This is a genomic window from Kushneria aurantia DSM 21353 (assembly GCF_000382245.1).
Taxonomy (GTDB): domain Bacteria; phylum Pseudomonadota; class Gammaproteobacteria; order Pseudomonadales; family Halomonadaceae; genus Kushneria; species Kushneria aurantia.
This window is the reverse complement of record NZ_KB907862.1, coordinates 45,161-64,221: the sequence shown is the minus strand read 5'-3', so window position 1 is coordinate 64,221 and position 19,061 is coordinate 45,161. Positions and strand designations below refer to the sequence as shown.

The window sequence follows — 19,061 nt, the reverse complement described above, 5'->3', positions numbered from 1 at the left end:
ATCCTGCCGGCAGGAGAGGAGGGCACCGTTCGGCTCACAGGTGCCCCCAGGAAAATCCCCGCCCTGAGAGGACACCAAACCATGCTCGCCGTGCACACGACCATCAGTGTACTTCCCTACCGCTGCATAACTTATCTTGCACAAGGCGAGGAGATTGAGGTGATCGATACCGTGCCTGCCCTTCCCTCTATAAGCTACTTCGCTCTCTATCATGAAGGATCGCGTCTCAAGTTGTTGGAAGCGATGGCGATTCGCCTGGCTGAAGCAGCCGATTTCACCCGACCATTTTTCGTTTGAATCGCTTGCGAATAACGCAAAAAAACGTCGCGCGCCCTCGCTGCGTGAACGTCTGCGCGTGCAGGTCAATCGCCTTTCCCGCGCGACGTAAGCGAACGACGGGCGCTCTTTTACAGGTCCCGGGTGGCGTTCATGCCGCCCGGGCCGGGGCCTTCACGCGAACGTCATGGTGGTTAATCCTTTCTGTCACGCGCACTTTCCAGACTGGCGGGGCGGTGTTGCTGTGCACCGCATTCATAACGCTTGATGGAGGGTGACAATGAGCATTTCACGACGCGATTTTCTGGCGCTGAGCAGCTGCACCGGGCTGGGCCTGGCCGGTAGTGGACTGCTTGGCGCGCCGGCGATCGTGCTGGCCGACAACCGCCGGCCGCAGGTGACGAGCCTGATGAGCGGCGATGTACTGGCCGACCGCGCCATGCTGTGGGGGCGCACCGACAGGCCCGCGCGGATGCTGATCGAGGTGGCGGATAACCCGGAATTTCGCGGCGCGCGCCGGCTGGCGCCGCTGGACGTGCTGCCCGACACCGACCTGATCGGCCGGATCGACGCCACGGGCCTGCGCGGTATGCAGGAGGTGCACTACCGCATGCGCTGCGCCGCCCTCGATGACGACCGCGCGCTCAGTGCACCGGTCAGTGGGCGGCTGTCGATGCCGGTGGACGGCCCTCGCGACGTGCGGTTTGTGTGGTCCGGCGACGTGGTCGGTCAGGGCTGGGGCATCGACGAGGCGCGTGGTGGCATGCTGGGTTGGGAAACCATGCGCCGTCAGCAACCCGACTTCTTTATCCACTCCGGCGACAGTGTCTACGCCGACGGGCCGCTTCAGGAGCGTGTCGAACTTCCCGGCGGCGGGGTCTGGCGCAACATCGTCACACCGGCCAAGCGCAAGGTGGCCGAGACGCTGGCGGAGTATCGCGGCCAGCACGCCTACAATCATCTTGATGCCCACTTCCGCCGCTTCGTCGCCGAGGTGCCCATGCTGGCGCAGTGGGATGACCATGAAACGGTCAACAACTGGTACCCGAGCGAGATTCTCGACGACGACCGCTATAGTGAAAAGAACGTGGCGCTGCTCTCCGCCCGTGCCCGGCGCGCCTTTATCGACTATATGCCGATCCGCATGGAGGCCGCGGCGCCACAGCGTCTCTACCGCCGCTTTCGCTGGGGGCCGAGTATCGAGGTCTTCATGCTCGATATGCGCAGCTACCGCGGTGACAACAGCGACAACCGCCAGTCGCAGCGCAACGAAGAGAGCGCCTTTCTGGGCGACAACCAGTTCCGCTGGCTGCGCGGCGCGCTCAACGACTCCACGGCCACCTGGAAGATCATCGCTGCCGACATGCCGATCGGCCTGGTGGTGCCCGATGGACAGCGCTTCGAAGCGGTCGCCAACGGCGAGGGCGGTCCACCGCTGGGGCGCGAGATCGAAATTGCCCGTCTGTTGCAGGCGATCCGCGACGACGACATCGACAACGTGGTGTGGTTTACCGCCGATGTGCACTACACCGCCGCACACCACTATGCCCCGGAGCGTGCCGCCTTCAAGGCGTTCAAACCCTTCTGGGAGTTCGTCAGCGGTCCGCTGCACGCCGGCACCTTCGGCCCCAATGAGCTTGATGGTACCTTTGGTCCCGAAGTGGTGTTCTACAAGGCGCCTCCCGAGGGGCAGAGCAACCTGCCGCCCACAGCGGGCTATCAGTTCTTCGGTCAGGTGGACCTCGAGGGTGAAAGCGAGGCGCTGACGGTAACCCTCAAGGACACCGGCGGTAACGCCCTGCATACCCAGCGGCTCATACCGGAACGCCGTCGCGCCTGATAGAGGCTGCCCGGCCAGGGAGTTCTTCTCGCCCCCGTTTCGCGCTATAAAAGCAGCGTTACCGGGATTCAGGGGCGAGCATGAGCAGAACGAACGACAATATCCGCTTCTGGCGCAGCGCTGCCGTGACAGCCTGTTGTTTCATTCGACATGTTTTGTTGAGCGCAGTCTCCTTATGACGTTATCGGTAGTGGCCACCTCACCAAATTCGTAGGCGATTGTCGTCATGGAGACACGTTGCACTTGTTCAGCGGTTAATGACCCGAAGCCAAGATCCGGATAATCCATGGCGGCATTACCGTCTGAAAGCGCTATCATCTTGTATTCACGATGCGCGCCATCTCTAATGGTTGTTTCACAACAGACATTGGTAACAGTACCACAGACAATGAGTGTGTCGATATCCCTGGAGCGCAACACCGTGTCGAGGTCGGTATTGTGAAAACCGCTGTAAAAAAGTTTGTCGATAATAACATCTTCTCTTTTCGGAGCAATTTCCTCAATAATCTCGATGCTTTTATGTCCTCGTGCCAGGATAGTATCGACGTCGGGATAAAGGTCGCGCATGCGTCCGGTATCCGTGCCATCGCCACGTACTACATGTCGCAGGTATATGACGGGAAGCATTTCGGCACGTGCCGCGTCGATAAGTTTTCGAATATTGGAGATAATGGTTTTGGTCTGCGGCACATAAAGTGCTCCGGATTCATCACAGAAAACACGCTGCATATCGACAACAATGATGGCACTTCGACATGGGTTGATCGTCCATTTCACCAGAGGCTTATTCATATTTTTTTCTCCTCCTTTCGCTTCTCCATCATTGGGCGTAGCTGAAAGTTAACAAGATAGTTGAGCGCCATGAGAAGCACGATACCGACCATCATGGGCTGGGTGAGTATGCTTTCCAATGAATCAGGAAAAAGCGCCACGACCTCCTGCGGTAAAAACTGTGTGCCTAGTGAAATAATGAAGGATGGAGCGGCCACTGCAATGTTGTACTCATCCCAATCTATCCGCGCGAGCATCTGAATGCCGCTTATTGCAATAGTGCCAAACAGAACTGTGGAAGCGGCTGAAAGCACGGCGCCAGGCAGGCCGGCGATGAAAAGCGCAAACTGCGGTAGGCAACTCAACGCAACGGCAAAGACGCCGGCAGCAAGAGTCACAAAGCGGCTGCCGACCCTGGATAGCCTTATAATTCCGACATTTTCCGGATAGGAGGTAGTGCCCAGACCTCCAAACAGAGCACCACTGGCGGAGCCCAGAAACTCGGTGAAGAGGCCGCGGTTGACTCGCTTTGTATCGAGCGGCTGGCCTCCCCAGTCGGCCAATAGTGTATACATACCCATTGCTTCTGCTCCGGCTTGCAAAAAGGCGAGCAGCATCAGGGCAACGATAGGTGCGGAAACACCGAAGCCAAAGGGTAGCAGCTTCGGTACACCGATAGCAGACGCTGAAGCGGTATCCGGTAACGGGCTGATACCTGTCAGTAATGCTATCAGGCTCCCGCCGATAATACCCCACAATAGCGCTCCTCGACGAAGAAGGCCTTTACGGGCCATTGTCATGCAGGACAGAATAATGAGTACGGTCAAACAAGCCGTTATGAAGCTGGCAACCCCAAAGGCAGGCGTATCAGGTGTACCGAACCACCCCTGCAATCCGATGCTGGCGAGCTGAGCGCCGATGATTACCATAAGCGTGCCGTAAACTATCGGCGGCGATATATACCGAATAAGGTTGCCCATTAGTCCCATTCTTCCTACGGGGACTGAGAGCAGCATGAAGATCAAAGCGGCGACCACCATCGATCCAAACGCGACGCCAAGCCCTTCATCCTGACCCGCAGCCAGAACGGCAACAAAAAAGGCAGCCGTTGGCCCTTGAACAACCGGTAGTTTGAGAAAGCGTCCGGATTGTAAAATCGTGACCAGGCCGGTGGTAAGAAAGCAGGCCTGGATAATGTAGCCTGTCTGTTGCGCTGTCAGGGACAATGCCTGTCCGATCAGAACGGGGAAAATCCAGATGCCTGTCAATGCCAAAAGATGCTGGAAGCCGAAGAGAGTAGTACGGGTTAAGGGCATGCGATCTTCGATCCCATAATCGAAAACCACATTTTGATGTTGATCAGTCATGATGAGCCTTATGCTTGTTGTAGTATGGTTTCAGTGGATTATTTTCGATTCAGAAACTTCTGAGCCAGCGGCGTGATCAGAAAGGTCACGATCATGATGACCTGAGGAGCTATCAGTGCTGCTACCTGCCAGGCGGCCATTGAAACGATGATGGGCTCCCAGAACATCAGTAGCAGTGTGATAATCAACCAGGTGGGGCCCAGCAGAGTAAGCGCGAGCTTCAGACGCTCCAGAAAAACAGCCATTATTGAGTATTTCCTGCCAGCAATGCTGACTTGATCTTACCATTACGGAACGTAACGTCAAGGGGTCGGGCCATGACAGTCAATGCAAGGAGCGATATGCGTAAAAGACTCCGCACTGGTAACAAACGTAGCGCTGAAGCTCATAAGGCAGTGCTGGATGCAGCGCTTGGGTTGATTGCGGAGCGCGGCCCTACCGGATTTGCCATGGAAGCCGTGGCCAAAAGAGCGGGCGTAGGCAAGCCGACAATCTATCGCTGGTGGCCGGACAAAACAGAGCTGCTTCTTGAACTCTTTCATCGCGAGATATTGCCACCTCCCGAGATTCCTGAAGAAGCTGATCTGTTAACTGAGCTCAAGCTGCGAATGCATGAGCTTTTCAGGTCCTGGCGTGAGACATCGGCCGGACGTATTTTTTGCAGCCTTGTGGTCGAGATGCAGGCCAGTTCGGAAACGGTTAAAAAGCTGCGTGAAGAAGCACTGGCGCCACGACGACGACAGTCGGTCATGGCTTTTCAGCGTGCTCGTGATCGTGGCGAGATTGCATCGGATGTCGATCTGGAGGGGCTGGTGGATCTGCTGTATGGATGGGCGTGGTACCGGCTTATGACTGGTCAGTTAATACCTGACAGTGCTTTTGAGGTGGCGCTGGAGGCCCTTGCCAAAGGAGCAGGAGGTGTTTGTTCGGGCTGAGCTATCGTGCCTGGCCAACATGACAACCGTACGCCAAACACTTTATAACCGAGTTGTTACCAGAGCCGAGGTCGGGCATGAGCAGAACGAACGACAATATCCGCTTCTGGCGCAGCGCGGCGCTGCCGTGGCTGGAAGCGCGGCTGACCCGCGACGGACGCCACATCGCCTATGGGCTGCACAGTCACGACGCCTTCTCACTGGGGGCGATACTGGGTGGGCGCAGTGTCTATCGCTACCATGACAGCGGCGGCGAACAGGTACTGCCGCTGACCGCCGGTGCCGTAGTGGCGATGAACCCCGGTGAGGTACACGCCTGCAATCCGGTCGATGATCTCCCCTGGTCCTATGGCATGCTCTACATCGACGCCGATTACCTGGCCGGCCTGCAACCGGACGGTGGCCCCCTCCGCCCGGTAGGCGTGCGCGCCAGCCGCGACGCGGCCCTTTATGGGGCACTGGCGACGCTGTTTGACGACCTCTTCGATACGGCCACCCGTGTGGCGCCCGAGCGTGTCGACGCGCTGCTGCGCCTGGCGCTGGCGACGCTCGAGGCGGACAGCGAAGAGAACCGGCTCGAAAGCGCGGCGCTGGCCGGCGTGGCGACGCTGATTCGCGAACGCTGCACCGAGACGCTGACGCTTGAAGGGATCGCATCGCAGGCCGGCATGTCGGTGGCGCATCTGGTACGCGCCTTTCGCCGCCACTACGGCATTACCCCCCACGCCTTTGTGATCGACTGCCGGCTACGCTATGGTCAGCAGCGCCTGCGTCAGGGGGCTTCCATCGCCGAGGCGGCGCTGGCCAGCCGCTTTGCCGACCAGGCGCACTTTCAGCGCGTCTTCAAGCGGCTCACCGCCGCCACGCCGGGTCGCTACCGCCACGCTATATCAGAGTGATCGATAGTGCAGCAATGACCAGACCCGCTGCCATCAGACGATTGAGCCACTGCAGGCGGCGTTGTTCCATGACGCGCCGCCCGAGACGAGCGCCGAGCAGGGCCCAGCTCGCCAGGCTGGCGTAACAGATGACGAAAAAGAGTACGATGAACAACACTGTCAGCGCCGCGCCGCCGTCGGCGGTATAAACGCTGACACCGGCTGCCGAGGCGATCCACGCCTTGGGGTTGAGCCACTGCATCAGCGCGCCGCGCCAGAATGAGGGCGGCAGCGGTGCGGCGCGCTCGTGGCCGGGGCCGTCCGATCGGCTCAGCCCCCACGCCATCCACAGCAGATAGCCCATGCCGACCCAGCGCAGCAGTTCGGTCAGCCGCGGCACAATAGCGCTCAACCCCTCCATCCCCGAGCCGATCAGCACCAGCAGCAGAGTGAAACCGAGGGTGGCGCCGGTCACGTGGCGCAGCGCTCGGCGCAGACCGAAGTGCAGCCCGCTGTGCAGGGCCACCAGGTTGACCGGGCCGGGCGACAGCGAGGCGGCGAGGGCGAACAACGACATGGAGAGTATGAGCGTCGGCACGACAGGACTCCGGCGGTGATGTAGCCCTCAGCCTGACGCTGGCGGTGCGCCGTGTATTGAATAAAATGCGCCTTCCGGTAGTCTCCGAAGTTTAATGAAAAGTTCATTCAAGCTCGTTGGACTGCAGGCCGTTATCGGCTTTGATCGACGACGTTAATAACCTCCTTGTAAAACGGCCAGTGACCGGTTTCATCTACCGGGCCGGAGGGCTCGACAATGGCATACAAGCGCCAGGCAACGAGGGAGCAGCAGACGGCCAGGGAGGCCCCGATCCACACAGGGCGCTGTTGCGATGGCGCCTTCGATGACATCGAGCGGCTGTCGCAGGTGCTGCACTACGCCTTCCAGCCGATCGTCAACGTTCACACCGGGCGTTGCCACGGTGTCGAAGCGCTGCTGCGCGGCTATCAGTCGCTGGGCTTTGACTCCGCCGTGGCGCTGCTTGACGGCGCCCGGCAGTCCCGACGTCTCGATGAACTGGAAGCGCTGTTGCGCGAGCTGGCTTTTGGCGCCTTTGCGCGTCTCGAGGGGCTACCCGGGGCACGGCTCTTTCTCAACGTCGATAACCGTTCTGACTGCCAGCAGGGGCTGTCGCCGGAGGCGCTGGTCGAACACCTTGCCCGCCACGGCCTGCGTCCCGAGCAGTTGGTGCTGGAGCTTTCCGAACGCCACGACATCATGCAGCAGCCCTCGAGGCTCGAACTACTGCAGGCGTGTCGGCGTCACCACATGCGGCTGGCAATCGACAATTTCGGCGTCGGCCACGCCGGTCTGATGCGGCTGCATGATCTGCGTCCGGACTATCTCAAGATCGACCGTCACTTCGTCGCCGGCCTGGGCGGTGACCATCGTCGCAAGCTGTTTGTTGCCCATATGGCCAGCCTCGCCCATACCCTGGGAGTCGAGGTGATCGCTGAAGGGGTCGAGAACGAGCATGAATTTCACGCCTGCTGCGATATCGGCAGCGATCTTGTGCAGGGCCATCTGATCCAGCACCCGCTTACCGCCTGCGAGCGGCTGCGCGATGTTTACGAGCACATCGCCGATCTGCGCACTACCGAGGGACGCAGCGACGACGAGGAGAGCCGCTTTCTGAGCGAGCAGATCAGCCAGCCGCCGATCCTGCGCCCGGAAATGCTGATGACCGATGCGCTGACCATGTTTCGCGACCACCGGGAGCACAGCTTCTTTCCGGTGATCGACGACGATGAGCGGCCGCTGGGTGTCCTGCACGAGCAGGCGCTGCGTTTGAGTATGTACTCGCCCTTCGGCCATGCGCTGCTCAAGCGCCATCGGGTCGCCGACCAGATGGCGCGCCTTGTGCGCGTCATACCCAGTGCCGAGGCAGGAACGCCGCTGTCGCGACTGCTCGATCTCTATCATCAGCAGGAAGATACAACAGCCGGTGGCGAGGGCGTATTTGCCACCTGCGAGGGGCGCTATCAGGGGCTCTGGCGTGCCGCCACCCTGATTCACGCCATTCAGCGCCGTGACATGCACCGCGCCCGCGATGAAAACCCGCTCACCCGATTGCCGGGCAACCGCTCGATCGCCCGGGAAGTTGCCGCGCGGCTGGGCCGCAGGGCGCATCCCTGGTGTCTGGTCTACTTCGACCTCGACAATTTCAAGGCCTTCAATGATCGCTACGGCTTTCGTCAGGGCGATCGGGTGCTGATGCTGTTCGGCCAGCTACTCTCCGCCCACTTCGCCGATAGCGGCTGTTTCGTCGGCCATGTGGGCGGCGATGACTTCGTGCTGATCATGGATATCGAGGATTACGACATCGCCCGCACGCGCATTGCCGCACTGCAGGAGGACCTGCGCCAGGAAGCGCTGCAGTTCTACGACGAAGCCAGCCGCCAGCGTGGCTATCTCGACGGCACCGACCGCTTCGGTGCGCCGCGGCGCTTCCCGCTGCTGGCGGTGGCCGCTGCCGCGCTGTGCCTGCACCCCTGCCGCCGCAGCCGCGAGGAGAGCGATATCGAGGCCTGCTCGGCGCTGCTCAAGTGCGTCGCCAAGGAGAGCGACAGCGGGCTCGGCTTCGCCAGCCTGCGTTGATGCCGCTACCACCACGACGGCCCACAGGGAAGCCGCCAGAGGGAGTGGGTTCAAAAAATCGCCGGGAGCGATTTTTGACGTTGCGAAGCAGCGGCCCACAGGGAAGCCGCCAGGGAGGGTGGGTTCAAAAAATCGCCGGGAGCGATTTTTGACGTTGCGAAGCAACGGCCCGAAGGGAAGCCGCCAGGGAAGGCGGCTTCAAAAAATCGCCGGGAGCGATTTTTGACGTTGCGAAGCAACGGCCCGAAGGGAAGCCGCCAGGGAAGGCGGCTTCAAAAAATCGCCGGGAGCGATTTTTGACGTTGCGAAGCAACGGCCCGAAGGGAAGCCGCCAGGGAAGGCGGCTTCAAAAAATCCGCCGTTCGATACCCAGTTTGTCCATCAGCCGGGTAGCGATCTCCTCCACCGAGTAGTTGGTGGTGTTGAGGTGGGGAATGCCGAAGCGACGGTAGAGCGCTTCCACCTCGGCCAGTTCCAGCCGGCACTGCCTGAGCGAGGCGTAGGTGCTGCCGCTGCGGCGCTCGTTGCGGATCGCCGACAGCCGCTCGGCGTCGATGGTCAGGCCGAACAGCTTGTCACGCTGCTGGCGAATCTCCGGCGGCAGGGTCAGGTTATCCATGTCGTCGGCAATGAAGGGGTAGTTGGCAACCCGCAGACCGAACTGCATGGCCAGATAGAGGCTGGTGGGCGTTTTGCCGCAGCGCGATACGCCGACCAGAATCACCTGGGCCTGTTCGAGGTGGCGCAGTGACAGGCCGTCGTCGTGGGAAAGAGCGTACTCCACCGCCGCGATGCGAGCGTCATAGCGCGCCACGTTGTCGCGATTGAGGCCATGGGTGCGATGCACGGTGGGGTGCGGCGCCATGTCGAGCTCTTCGCTCAGCGGCGCGATCAGCGACTCGATGACGTCGTGGCAGAAGCCCTGACTGGCGAGAATGATATCGCGTATCTCATCGCACACGATGGAGTAGAACACGATAGGACGCTCGCCGCTCTCCTCGCAGCTGCGGTCGATGCGCTCACGGATCTCCCGCGCCCGCTCGACGCTCTCCACGAAGGGCCAGGTGCGCTGTTCGAACTCGCGGTCGAACTGTGACAGCACGGCGTGGCCCAGCACCTCCATGGTGATGGCGGTGCCGTCGGAGATATAGAACACGGTTCTCGACATGGCGCGGGTTCCTGAGGCATGGGTGGCCATTAGAGCACGTCCGCTGACGATGAAGGCAGTCGGCTGTCGGGTTCGATTTTCTTGACGTCGCGTTGACTACATCTTTACTACAAAAAGCAATTGCCCCTGCAACCGCCTTCGCAGCGGTGGCGCGCGGCCAGAATCGAGCGGTACGCGACCTTGGTCGTAGCTCATGTAGTAGCGCTGCGTAACGATCCTGGTCCTAAAAGTCGCGATCTGCGTTTGAAAAGTCGCAATCGATGCTATGGCATGGTGCCTGAATTGCGTAGTCTTTTGAGATCCTGAAGAAGTTACCCGCGGCAGGCACGGCCGTGGACCACAACGCATGGACGTGGGCCTTCAAGGCCCTGACGCAGTACGCCTTTGGCGCCGGGAGAGTGGAGCATGAGCGAGCAGAGCAGAGAGGATCAGTCGATTCTGTGGTACGACCAGGTCGGCATGAACGACGTCAATCGCGTAGGGGGCAAGAACGCTTCGCTGGGTGAGATGATCAGTCACCTGGCCGGTGCCGGCGTGAGCGTGCCCAATGGCTTTGCCACTACCGCCACGGCCTGGCGGCGTTTTCTCGAGCAGAGCGGGCTGGACCGACGTATCCACGCCCTGCTCGACGAGACCGATATCGACGACACCCGGGCGCTGGCCGAAGCCGGCGCGCGCATTCGCCAGTGGGTAGTGGATACCCCCTTCACCGATGAGCTGGAAGCGGCGATCGCCGAGGCCTATCAGCAGCTGGCCGGCGACAACCCCGAGGCTTCCTTTGCGGTGCGCTCCTCCGCGACCGCCGAGGATATGCCCGATGCCTCCTTCGCCGGCCAGCAGGAGACCTTTCTCAACGTGCGCGGGCTGGAAGCGATCCGGCTGGCGGTACGCCATGTATTTGCTTCGCTGTTCAACGACCGCGCCATCTCCTATCGAGTGCACCAGGGCTACGACCACAAGGACGTTTCACTCTCCGCCGGCGTGCAGCGCATGGTGCGCTCCGACCTGGCCACCTCGGGGGTGATGTTCACCATCGACACCGAGTCCGGGTTCGACCAGGTGGTCTTCATTACCGCCGCCTGGGGGCTGGGTGAGATGGTGGTGCAGGGCGCCGTCAACCCGGACGAATACTATGTGCACAAGCCCGGCCTGGCCGCCGGCCGCCCCGCCGTGGTGCGCCGCAGCATGGGCACCAAGGCCGAGCGCATGGTCTATGCCGAGGACACCGGCCACGGCCGCCAGGTGCGCACCGAGGCGGTACCCCTCGAGGAGCAGGAGCGCTTCTGCCTGAGCGACAGCGAGATCGAGTCGCTGGCCCACCAGGCGGTGCTGATCGAGCAGCACTACGGCCGGCCCATGGATATCGAGTGGGCGAAGGATGGCCAGACCGGCGAGCTGTTCATCGTTCAGGCGCGCCCGGAGACGGTGCGCTCGCGCCAGCAGGTGATGGAGCGCTACCAGCTGCGCTCGCGCGGACCGGTGCTGGCCGAAGGGCGCGCTATTGGCCAGCGCATCGGCGCCGGGCCGGTGAAGGTGGTGGCCGGCCTTGATGACATGCACCGCGTCGATGCCGGTGACGTGCTGGTCACCGACATGACCGACCCCGACTGGGAGCCGGTGATGAAGCGTGCCGCGGCGATCGTCACCAACCGCGGCGGACGCACCTGCCACGCCGCCATCATCGCACGCGAGCTGGGTATCCCGGCGGTGGTGGGCTGTGGCGACGCCACCGAGCGGCTCGCCGACGCCAGCCGGGTGACGGTCTCCTGCGCCGAAGGCGATACCGGCTATATCTTCAAGGGCGAGCTGGATTTCGAGATCAAGAGCGCCGCCATCGACGACCTGCCGGAGCTGCCGCTCAAGCTGATGATGAACGTCGGTAACCCCGACCGCGCCTTCGACTTCGCCACCCTGCCCAATGAAGGTGTGGGGCTGGCGCGGCTGGAGTTCATCATCAATCGCATGATCGGCATTCACCCCCGCGCGCTGCTGGAGTTCGACCGCCAGACGCCGGCGCTGCAGGCGGAGATCAAAAGCCGCATCGCCGGCTACGACAACCCGGTGGAGTTCTATGTCGCGCGTTTGACCGAGGGCATGGCGACGCTGGCGGCGGCCTTCTGGCCCAAACGGGTTATCGTGCGGCTGTCGGATTTCAAGACCAACGAGTACGCCAACCTGGTGGGCGGCGAGCAGTACGAACCCCACGAGGAGAACCCCATGCTGGGGTTCCGCGGCGCCGGCCGCTACGCCTCGCCGCAGTTCCGCGACTGCTTCGCGCTGGAGTGCGAGGCAGTGCGTCGGGTGCGCGACGACATGGGGCTGGTCAACATGGAGATCATGGTGCCCTTCGTGCGCACCCTGGATGACGCCGCGGCGGTGATCGAGACCCTGGAAGCGCGCGGGCTCAAGCGCGGTGAGAACGGCCTGAAGGTCATAATGATGTGCGAGCTGCCCTCCAACGCCCTGCTGGCGGATCAGTTCCTCGAATACTTCGACGGCTTCTCGATCGGCTCCAACGACATGACCCAGCTCACCCTGGGGTTGGACCGCGACTCCGGCACTGTCTCCGAGCAGTTCGACGAGCGCAACGAGGCGGTGCTGATGCTGCTGTCGATGGCGATTCGCGCTGCCAAACGCCAGGGCAAGTACGTCGGCATCTGCGGTCAGGGGCCGTCGGATCACCTCGATCTTGCCGCCTGGCTGATGGCTGAGGGCATCGACAGCCTGTCGCTCAACCCGGATACGGTGATCAACACCTGGCTGGCGCTGGGTGAGCAGGTCGCAAACGGCGAGGCGGCGTCGCCAAACGGTGCCACCATGTCGGCCGGATAGAGACGATCTGTCTGTATCCGGTTGAACGACCTGATGGTTGATGGCCGGCTCTGCTCACTGAAAGGATCGGACACACTCCTGCTGCAGCCAGTCGGCGAGTCGCAACGCATTCGGCTGCAGCTCGCTCTCGCTTGACCAGATAATACCGTAATGACTCCCGTCCACGGAAAATCCCGAAGGCGCGATCAACCGACCTCTCTCGATATCATCGATTGCCAGTGCAAGAGGGCTCAGGGCAACGCCGAGACCAGCCAGGGCCGCCTCGACCATCAGAAAATGATGGTCGTGATAGCGAACCTCCGACGGTCGTTTGGCATGCGAATTCCTGGCGAGCCAGAGTGACCATGCGTCCGGGCGCGTTTTCGATCCGAGACCAATATAGTCTTCAGCATCAAAGGCACCGACGAGTTGAGGGCTCATGACAGGGCCGACGCGCTCGGCAAAGAGCCGCTGAACATGCCAACTCTCGGGCAAGGCGAAGTCAAGACGGCGGATGGCGAGATCCACACGGTCCTTCTTGAAGGCAATAGGACCACCTCCCACCGACAGATGCAGCGCGATATCCGGATTGCCGGCCTGGAAATTGCCGAGACGCGGGATCAGCCAGCGCATCGCCACAGAAGGTTCGCAGGACAGAACCAGCGCATCCTGTCGTCTATTCGCAGCACGCAGGCTTTGGACCGTCGACTCCAGTTCGTTGAAAAAGCGACCGACCGTCAGATTGAGCGTCTCGCCTGCCGGTGTGAGACGAAGGCTACGCCCGCTCCTCTCGAACAAGCCGAAATCGAGATCCTCGGAAAGCTTCGTGATGCGCCGGCTGACCGCGCCATGGGTCAACGCCAGGCTGTCGGCCGCGAGACGAACGGAACCTAGCCGCGCCGTGGCTTCGAAGGCACGCAGATCGTCCAGGGAGGGAATATCGGAGCGTTTCATTGGTGAAAATATATCACCAATTTACACAAGAAACTATCGCTTTTTGTTTCATGGGGCGAGTTCATAATTGGCGTATGAAAACCCATGGAAATCATAGCGTCGGCATTCTGGCCGACGACCTGACAAGTGCTGCGGATGGGGCGTCACCCTTTGTGATGCGTGGTCTGACCGCGTGGATAGGCCGGGCCGAACTTCCGGGCCATAAGGCGGCCGTGATTTCGGTCGACAGCGGTTCGAGGTCGATGAGCGCTGAACAGGCCGCACGACGAACTGGTGATCTTGCCGCACAGCTGTCGTCTCACCACATCCTTTATAAGACGGTCGACTCGACATTGCGCGGTCATCTCTCCGTGGAACTGGAGGCAGCCTTTCACGCGAGCGGCCGCAAGCGGCTGGTTTTCGCTCCCGCATTTCCGGCCGCAGGCCGAACGACAGTCGGCGGTGTGCAATATGTGAATGGCGTGGGCGTGTCGGAGAGCGTCTACGGCCGCGATCCCGTTCACCCGGCGCGGACCTCGTTACTTGCGGATCTCGTTCCCTTGTCGATCAGCGATGTCGTCATGCTTGATGCAATGACGCAGGAGGATCTCGATCAACAGATCGCAGCCCTCACGGAGCCGGAAAGCATTTTGTGGGTCGGTTCGCCAGGCATGGCTCAGGCACTTGCCCGAACGCTTGCCACAGGCGTCACCCAAGCGGGCATGGTGTCTGCCTCCTGCAGCACGGTTCTCGTCGCCATCGGCTCGGCGAACCCAATCAGCCATCTGCAGGCTGACCGGGTCGAAGAGACCGCTGGCGTGACGCTCCTGCGCGCCCCATGCGATCGTGCCAGCAACGCACAGGATGTGCTGACACGAACCGCTCAAGCCGCCGCGTCACGAATCCAATCGGGTGCAGTGGATCTGTTGGTGGCAACCGGCGGGGATACGATGGAAGCAATCCTCGACCGACTGAATGTCCGAACCTTCCTGCTGTTCGACGAACTCGAGCCTGGGTTCCCTCTTGGACGAACCGTTCTTGCCGATGGACGCACGCTTCTGATCGCGATGAAAGCCGGCGGTTTCGGCGATGAAGATACGCTGCGCCGCGCAATCTCGCGCTTGCGCCATGATCCTCTTTTGTCAAAACAGGTTCTCTCATGACCAACATGTCTTCACCCCTCGCCATCACCATGGGCGACGCTTCTGGTATCGGTCCGGAGATCGTGGTCAAGACTCTCGCGAAGGATAGCGGCCAGACCGTCATCTTCGGCAGTGCGTTGGTGATGTCCGAGGCTATTTTGCTGTTCGATCTCGATCTGGAAGTGCGCACCATTGCCAGTCCAGTCGAGGCTCGGTTCGAGCCGGGTTGCATCGAGGTGATCGACGCGACACGTATCTCCGAACTGCCACCGGTCGGCACGGTCAATACCATCTCCGGACAAGCGTCCTTCGATGCCATCGTGGCGGCGATAGCGGCCGCGAAATCCGGCCAGGTCAGTGGCATTGTCACGGCACCGATCAACAAGGAAGCCATGGGCAGTGCCGGTATTCGCTACCCCGGTCACACCGAGATTCTGGCCGATTACGGTGGCGCGGAGCGTGTCGCCATGATGCTGGTAAATGACGATATCTGCACGGTTCTTGTCACGATCCATACCTCTTTGCGCAAGGCAATCGAAGAAGCCGACTACGATGCGCAAATGTCGGCGATCCGCCTCGCGCATGAGGGCGGCCGGGCACTCGGCATTCCGGCACCTCGCGTCGCCGTGGCGGGACTCAATCCGCATGCGGGTGAAGGTGGCCTCTTCGGCGATGAGGAAATCAAGATCATCCGGCCGGCCATCGAGGCTGCACGTGCCTCTGGCATCGATGCCAGCGGCCCCTGGCCCGGCGATACCGTCTACATGCAGGCCCGCAAGGGTCGTTTCGACGTCGTCGTCGCCCAATATCACGATCAGGGGCTCATCCCGGTGAAATATCCTGGCCTCGAGAAGGGTGTGAATATCACGCTCGGCTTGCCGTTCGTACGCACCAGCCCGGATCACGGCACGGCCTTTGACATTGCCGGAAAGGGGATCGCCGATCCCGCCAGCCTGGAAACCGCACTCGCCTATGCCCGGCGGCTCGTCGCCGCTCGGATCGGGTACAACGAACTGGAAGGGACTATCTGATGGGACTTCGCTTCATTTTCATGCTCACTCGGAACGACCGCACCGTCGAGGATGCAGCCACGCATCTCGGAACCGCACTGAGTGTCGGCGTTCGCCACATCGGCTTCAAGGATATCGGTTTGCCGATCGAGGCCTTGAAAGCACTCAATGAGACGATCAAGGGGGCGGACGCGACCTCCTATCTGGAAGTCGTCTCGCTCGATCGAGAGAGCGAGATGGCATCGGCAAAGGCGGCCATCGAGATCGGCGTAGACGTCCTGCTCGGCGGAACCCGCATCGATGATGTCCTGCCGATATTGAAGGGCGCTTCGATCCAGTATTGTCCGTTCCCCGGACGGATCACCGGCCATCCAAGTGTGCTGGAAGGCAGTATCGACGAAATCGTCGCGAGCGCAAAGGCACTGACGGCAAGGGATGGCGTGCATGGCCTCGATCTGCTCGCCTATCGCTCGAAAGAAAACGTGCCTGAACTGATGAAGGCTGTCTGCGCCGCGGTGTCGAAGCCCGTCTATATGGCCGGCTCCATCGATACGTCCGAGCAGATTGCCACGGTCAAAACCGCTGGTGGTGCGGGCTTTACCATAGGTACCGCCGCGCTCGATGGAAAATACCCGACCCGAGCCAGGGATGTACCGAGTCAACTCGCGGCGATCATCCAGGACGTTGCCCGTCTGAACAATCATATCTCGCCCTTCCACAAGAAGAACCTCGATACGGCCTTCGGCGGCTTCGCCGATGCCTGGTCGCCGAAGATCGCGGGACAGATCAACGACATGCAGATCAAACTGGCCAAATTCGAAGGCGAGTTCGTCTGGCATTTCCATGAACGCGAGGACGAGCTCTTTTTCGTGCATAAAGGCCGTCTGCTGATGAAGTTCCGGGACCGAGACGAGATCATCGAGCCAGGCGAATTCATCATCGTGCCGCATGGCGTCGAGCATTGCCCTGTCGCCCTCGACGATACCTGCGAAGTCGTACTGTTGGAGCCCGCTGCAACGCTGAACACGGGTACGGCCAGGGATGAAAGGACGGTCTCCGAACTGGGCCACATTTAAGGATCGGTGCCTGAAGGCCTTGACTCACACCGGCTCGCTCTCCTGTGCAAGCGTTGCATCCAGCTCCTGCCCGACGCCTCGCGGCCTTTTTCGGGGACGCTTCGCACTCGGGCCGGTTTGCCGCCCTTGTTATCAATCGAGTTGCCACGGTTCAGGCAACACGAGGCGACACAGTCAGTTACTATGGATTATTGACATTTCGCCGCTGATTTGTTCTTTTATTTCAACAATGAAGACAATGAATGCGCTACAGATCGATGAGAGCGTGACTCTCATTCTCACACCGGAAACTCCGCGCTGCGGCCTTCGCTTTCTGCGCTCGTTGCCGCTTTGCCCGTGCCTGAAAACAGTATGATCACATCCGAGCGGACACCGCTGCTTTGTGTTGACAATCTCTCGGTCCGTTTTGGCAGTACCGACGTGGTCAGGAATCTGAGTTTCGATGTTCACGCCGGTCGGACGATGGCAGTGGTGGGTGAAAGCGGTTCAGGCAAGTCGATAACCTCGCTGTCGGTGATGCGGTTGGCGGACATGATCGGCGCACATTACCCGACCGGTCGTATCAATTTTGCCCCCGAAGGCGTCGCCCCGCGCGATCTTCTGACCTGCTCCCGGAAAGCGATGCGGTCGATTCGTGGCAAGGAGATCGCGATGATCTTCCAGGAGCCGATGACATCGCTCAATCCGGTCTACACCATCGGTGACCAACTGGCCGAAGTATTGATTCTGCATGAAAGCCGTAGCCGTGCCGCAGCGCTGGGCGAGGCCGAGCGGCTGCTGAGTCTCGTGCGCCTGCCTGATGCAGGAGGCCTGCTGGGACGCTATCCGCACCAGCTGTCGGGTGGCATGCGTCAGCGGGTAATGATCGCCATGTCGCTGGCCTGTCGTCCCAGACTGCTGATCGCCGACGAGCCCACCACCGCGCTGGACGTAACCGTGCAGGCGCAGATTCTCGATATCATGAAAGATCTGCAGGCCGAACTGGGAATGGCGATGATCTTCATCACTCACGACATGGGGGTGGTGGCCGAAATGGCCGATGACGTGGTGGTGATGTGGGAGGGCAGCAAGGTCGAGCAGGGCACGGTCGAAGAGGTCTTTGCCCGGCCACGGCACCCCTACACCCGCATGTTGCTGGGCGCTGTCCCCCGGCTGGGCGAAATGAACAGTCACGCCTACCCCCTTCGCACGCCGTTAACCATGCTGCGTGACGGCGAACTGGTAAGTGAAGGTGAGGAGCGGCTGCAGGATACCGCCGACTATAGCGCGGCGCCGCTTTTGAAGGTCGAGGATCTCTCGGTCCAGTTCGATGTCCGGAAAACCTTCTGGGGCCGGGTGACGCATCGCAACTTTGCCGTCTCCAGGGTAAGTTTCGAGATCTATCCCGGTGAAACCCTGGCGCTGGTGGGCGAGAGTGGTTCGGGCAAGTCCACCATTGGTCGGACCATCCAGCAGTTGCAGGAGCCGGCGGCGGGTGAAGTCTGGTTCGATGGCAGGCCGATGTCGCAGATGAAGCTGGCCGAGCGTCAACGACTGCGCCGCGAGGTGCAGTACATCTTCCAGGACCCCTTTGCCTCGCTTGATCCGCGCCGAACCATTGAGGAGTCGATCGCCGAGCCGATCCACACTCACGGACTCATGGAAGGCAGTCGTGCTATTAAAGCCCGCGTGGGTGAGTTGCTTGAGCGTGTGGGACTCGATGCCGATATGGCCGGGCGCTATCCGCACGAATTTTCCGGTGGGCAGCGCCAGCGGATCTGCATCGCCCGTGCGCTTGCCTCGAGACCGCGACTTATTATCGCCGACGAAGCGCTATCGGCACTGGATGTTTCCGTGCAGGCGCAGGTGATCAATCTGTTCATGGATTTGCAGCGGGAAGAGGGGCTGGCCTACCTCTTTATCAGCCATGACATGGCCGTCGTCGAGAAGATGAGTCATCGTGTCGCGGTGCTCTATCTCGGCCAGATCATCGAATCTGGCTCACGTGGCGATGTTTTCGAGCGCACGGCGCACAGCTACACCCAACGTCTGATATCGGCTGTACCGGTAGCTGACCCGACCATACGTCGCGACCGCAGTTCGCTGAATGGCGAAGTACCGTCCGCCATTCGTCCTGTCGAGCAGCCTCCCGTGATTCTGCCACGACATGACATTGCACCCGGACATTGCGTCGCCCGGGAAAACAAATAATCCACCCT

At 60.9% G+C, this 19,061-nt stretch carries 16 protein-coding genes; 10 read left to right on the top strand and 6 right to left on the bottom strand.

The genetic code is table 11. The annotated features are described in order from the left end of the window. Window positions 1-81: 81 nt before the first annotated feature. A complete protein-coding gene (locus H146_RS0100310) occupies window positions 82-297 on the top strand; it encodes a hypothetical protein (RefSeq protein WP_019949839.1) in 216 nt (71 codons plus the stop codon). Window positions 298-556: 259 nt separating this feature from the next. Then, entirely contained in the window at window positions 557-2,116 is a 1,560-nt protein-coding gene (locus H146_RS0100305) for an alkaline phosphatase D family protein (RefSeq protein ID WP_019949838.1), read from the top strand. A 141-nt stretch (window positions 2,117-2,257) separates the two neighbouring features. Here H146_RS0100305 and H146_RS0100295 read toward each other — a convergent pair whose 3' ends face one another. Genes H146_RS0100295 through H146_RS0100285 form a run of 3 tightly spaced genes read right to left on the bottom strand, consistent with a single transcriptional unit; the run spans window position 2,258 to window position 4,499 of the window. Next, window positions 2,258-2,908 carry a cysteine hydrolase family protein gene (locus H146_RS0100295; RefSeq protein WP_019949837.1) on the bottom strand — a complete coding sequence of 217 codons (651 nt, stop codon included), beginning with the start codon at window positions 2,906-2,908 and terminating at the stop codon, window positions 2,258-2,260. Further along, window positions 2,905-4,254: a uracil-xanthine permease family protein gene (locus H146_RS0100290; RefSeq protein ID WP_019949836.1), complete on the bottom strand. Its 1,350-nt coding sequence runs from the start codon at window positions 4,252-4,254 to the stop codon at window positions 2,905-2,907. The genes H146_RS0100295 and H146_RS0100290 overlap by 4 nt, the downstream gene beginning before the upstream one ends. 38 nt (window positions 4,255-4,292) lie before the next feature. Then, entirely contained in the window at window positions 4,293-4,499 is a 207-nt protein-coding gene (locus tag H146_RS0100285; protein WP_019949835.1) for a hypothetical protein, read from the bottom strand. A 96-nt stretch (window positions 4,500-4,595) separates the two neighbouring features. On the opposite strand from H146_RS0100285, the gene H146_RS0100280 reads away from it, so the two are divergent. Both H146_RS0100280 and H146_RS0100275 read left to right on the top strand, forming a co-directional pair. Beyond that, window positions 4,596-5,189, top strand: a complete 594-nt coding sequence (locus H146_RS0100280; protein WP_019949834.1) for a TetR/AcrR family transcriptional regulator — start codon at window positions 4,596-4,598, stop codon at window positions 5,187-5,189. Between the two features lie 77 nt (window positions 5,190-5,266). Further along, window positions 5,267-6,088: a helix-turn-helix transcriptional regulator gene (locus H146_RS0100275; RefSeq protein ID WP_019949833.1), complete on the top strand. Its 822-nt coding sequence runs from the start codon at window positions 5,267-5,269 to the stop codon at window positions 6,086-6,088. Here H146_RS0100275 and H146_RS0100270 read toward each other — a convergent pair. After that, the gene (locus tag H146_RS0100270; protein ID WP_211213268.1) at window positions 6,075-6,665 is read right to left on the bottom strand and encodes a LysE family translocator; all 591 of its coding nucleotides are present in this window, start codon (window positions 6,663-6,665) and stop codon (window positions 6,075-6,077) included. The two genes, H146_RS0100275 and H146_RS0100270, sit on opposite strands and share 14 nt — an antisense overlap. A 216-nt stretch (window positions 6,666-6,881) precedes the next feature. On the opposite strand from H146_RS0100270, the gene H146_RS18020 reads away from it, so the two are divergent. Then, window positions 6,882-8,723, top strand: a complete 1,842-nt coding sequence (locus H146_RS18020; RefSeq protein ID WP_019949831.1) for a bifunctional diguanylate cyclase/phosphodiesterase — start codon at window positions 6,882-6,884, stop codon at window positions 8,721-8,723. Between the two features lie 346 nt (window positions 8,724-9,069). Here the strand turns inward: H146_RS18020 and ppsR are convergent, their stop codons facing one another. Beyond that, window positions 9,070-9,891 carry a posphoenolpyruvate synthetase regulatory kinase/phosphorylase PpsR gene (gene ppsR / locus H146_RS0100260; RefSeq protein ID WP_019949830.1) on the bottom strand — a complete coding sequence of 274 codons (822 nt, stop codon included), beginning with the start codon at window positions 9,889-9,891 and terminating at the stop codon, window positions 9,070-9,072. A gap of 405 nt (window positions 9,892-10,296) precedes the next feature. Between ppsR and ppsA the strand changes: the two genes are divergently transcribed. Beyond that, a complete protein-coding gene (ppsA, locus tag H146_RS0100255) occupies window positions 10,297-12,723 on the top strand; it encodes a phosphoenolpyruvate synthase (RefSeq protein ID WP_019949829.1) in 2,427 nt (808 codons plus the stop codon). A 54-nt stretch (window positions 12,724-12,777) separates the two neighbouring features. Here the strand turns inward: ppsA and H146_RS18015 are convergent, their stop codons facing one another. Further along, window positions 12,778-13,656 (bottom strand): LysR family transcriptional regulator, encoded by an 879-nt coding sequence (locus H146_RS18015; protein ID WP_019949828.1) that lies wholly within the window; start codon window positions 13,654-13,656, stop codon window positions 12,778-12,780. Window positions 13,657-13,658: 2 nt separating this feature from the next. Here H146_RS18015 and H146_RS0100245 point away from each other — a divergent pair, with 2 nt between their 5' ends. The 4 genes from H146_RS0100245 to H146_RS0100230 all read left to right on the top strand — a co-directional run bounded on the left by H146_RS0100245 (window position 13,659) and on the right by H146_RS0100230 (window position 19,053). Then, the gene (locus H146_RS0100245; protein ID WP_211213267.1) at window positions 13,659-14,798 is read left to right on the top strand and encodes a four-carbon acid sugar kinase family protein; all 1,140 of its coding nucleotides are present in this window, start codon (window positions 13,659-13,661) and stop codon (window positions 14,796-14,798) included. Continuing rightward, window positions 14,795-15,808 carry a 4-hydroxythreonine-4-phosphate dehydrogenase PdxA gene (gene pdxA / locus H146_RS0100240; protein ID WP_019949826.1) on the top strand — a complete coding sequence of 338 codons (1,014 nt, stop codon included), beginning with the start codon at window positions 14,795-14,797 and terminating at the stop codon, window positions 15,806-15,808. Before H146_RS0100245 ends, pdxA begins: the two co-directional genes overlap by 4 nt. After that, a complete protein-coding gene (locus H146_RS0100235; protein WP_019949825.1) occupies window positions 15,808-16,863 on the top strand; it encodes a cupin domain-containing protein in 1,056 nt (351 codons plus the stop codon). Before pdxA ends, H146_RS0100235 begins: the two co-directional genes overlap by 1 nt. Before the next feature lie 351 nt (window positions 16,864-17,214). Next, the gene (locus H146_RS0100230; RefSeq protein WP_026351647.1) at window positions 17,215-19,053 is read left to right on the top strand and encodes an ABC transporter ATP-binding protein; all 1,839 of its coding nucleotides are present in this window, start codon (window positions 17,215-17,217) and stop codon (window positions 19,051-19,053) included. The last annotated feature ends 8 nt before the right edge of the window (window positions 19,054-19,061 follow it).

Bases quoted from the DNA above. Each gene is read 5' to 3' on its own strand.
- H146_RS0100290 (WP_019949836.1), bottom strand. From the start codon at position 4,254: ATGACTGATCAACATCAAAATGTGGTTTTCGATTATGGGATCGAAGAT.
- H146_RS0100295 (WP_019949837.1), bottom strand. From the start codon at position 2,908: ATGAATAAGCCTCTGGTGAAATGGACGATCAACCCATGTCGAAGTGCC.
- H146_RS0100285 (WP_019949835.1), bottom strand. From the start codon at position 4,499: ATGGCTGTTTTTCTGGAGCGTCTGAAGCTCGCGCTTACTCTGCTGGGC.
- H146_RS0100275 (WP_019949833.1), top strand. From the start codon at position 5,267: ATGAGCAGAACGAACGACAATATCCGCTTCTGGCGCAGCGCGGCGCTG.
- H146_RS0100230 (WP_026351647.1), top strand. From the start codon at position 17,215: ATGATCACATCCGAGCGGACACCGCTGCTTTGTGTTGACAATCTCTCG.
- ppsR (WP_019949830.1), bottom strand. From the start codon at position 9,891: ATGTCGAGAACCGTGTTCTATATCTCCGACGGCACCGCCATCACCATG.
- H146_RS0100310 (WP_019949839.1), top strand. From the start codon at position 82: ATGCTCGCCGTGCACACGACCATCAGTGTACTTCCCTACCGCTGCATA.
- H146_RS18020 (WP_019949831.1), top strand. From the start codon at position 6,882: ATGGCATACAAGCGCCAGGCAACGAGGGAGCAGCAGACGGCCAGGGAG.
- H146_RS0100305 (WP_019949838.1), top strand. From the start codon at position 557: ATGAGCATTTCACGACGCGATTTTCTGGCGCTGAGCAGCTGCACCGGG.
- H146_RS18015 (WP_019949828.1), bottom strand. From the start codon at position 13,656: ATGAAACGCTCCGATATTCCCTCCCTGGACGATCTGCGTGCCTTCGAA.
- pdxA (WP_019949826.1), top strand. From the start codon at position 14,795: ATGACCAACATGTCTTCACCCCTCGCCATCACCATGGGCGACGCTTCT.
- H146_RS0100280 (WP_019949834.1), top strand. From the start codon at position 4,596: ATGCGTAAAAGACTCCGCACTGGTAACAAACGTAGCGCTGAAGCTCAT.
- H146_RS0100235 (WP_019949825.1), top strand. From the start codon at position 15,808: ATGGGACTTCGCTTCATTTTCATGCTCACTCGGAACGACCGCACCGTC.
- ppsA (WP_019949829.1), top strand. From the start codon at position 10,297: ATGAGCGAGCAGAGCAGAGAGGATCAGTCGATTCTGTGGTACGACCAG.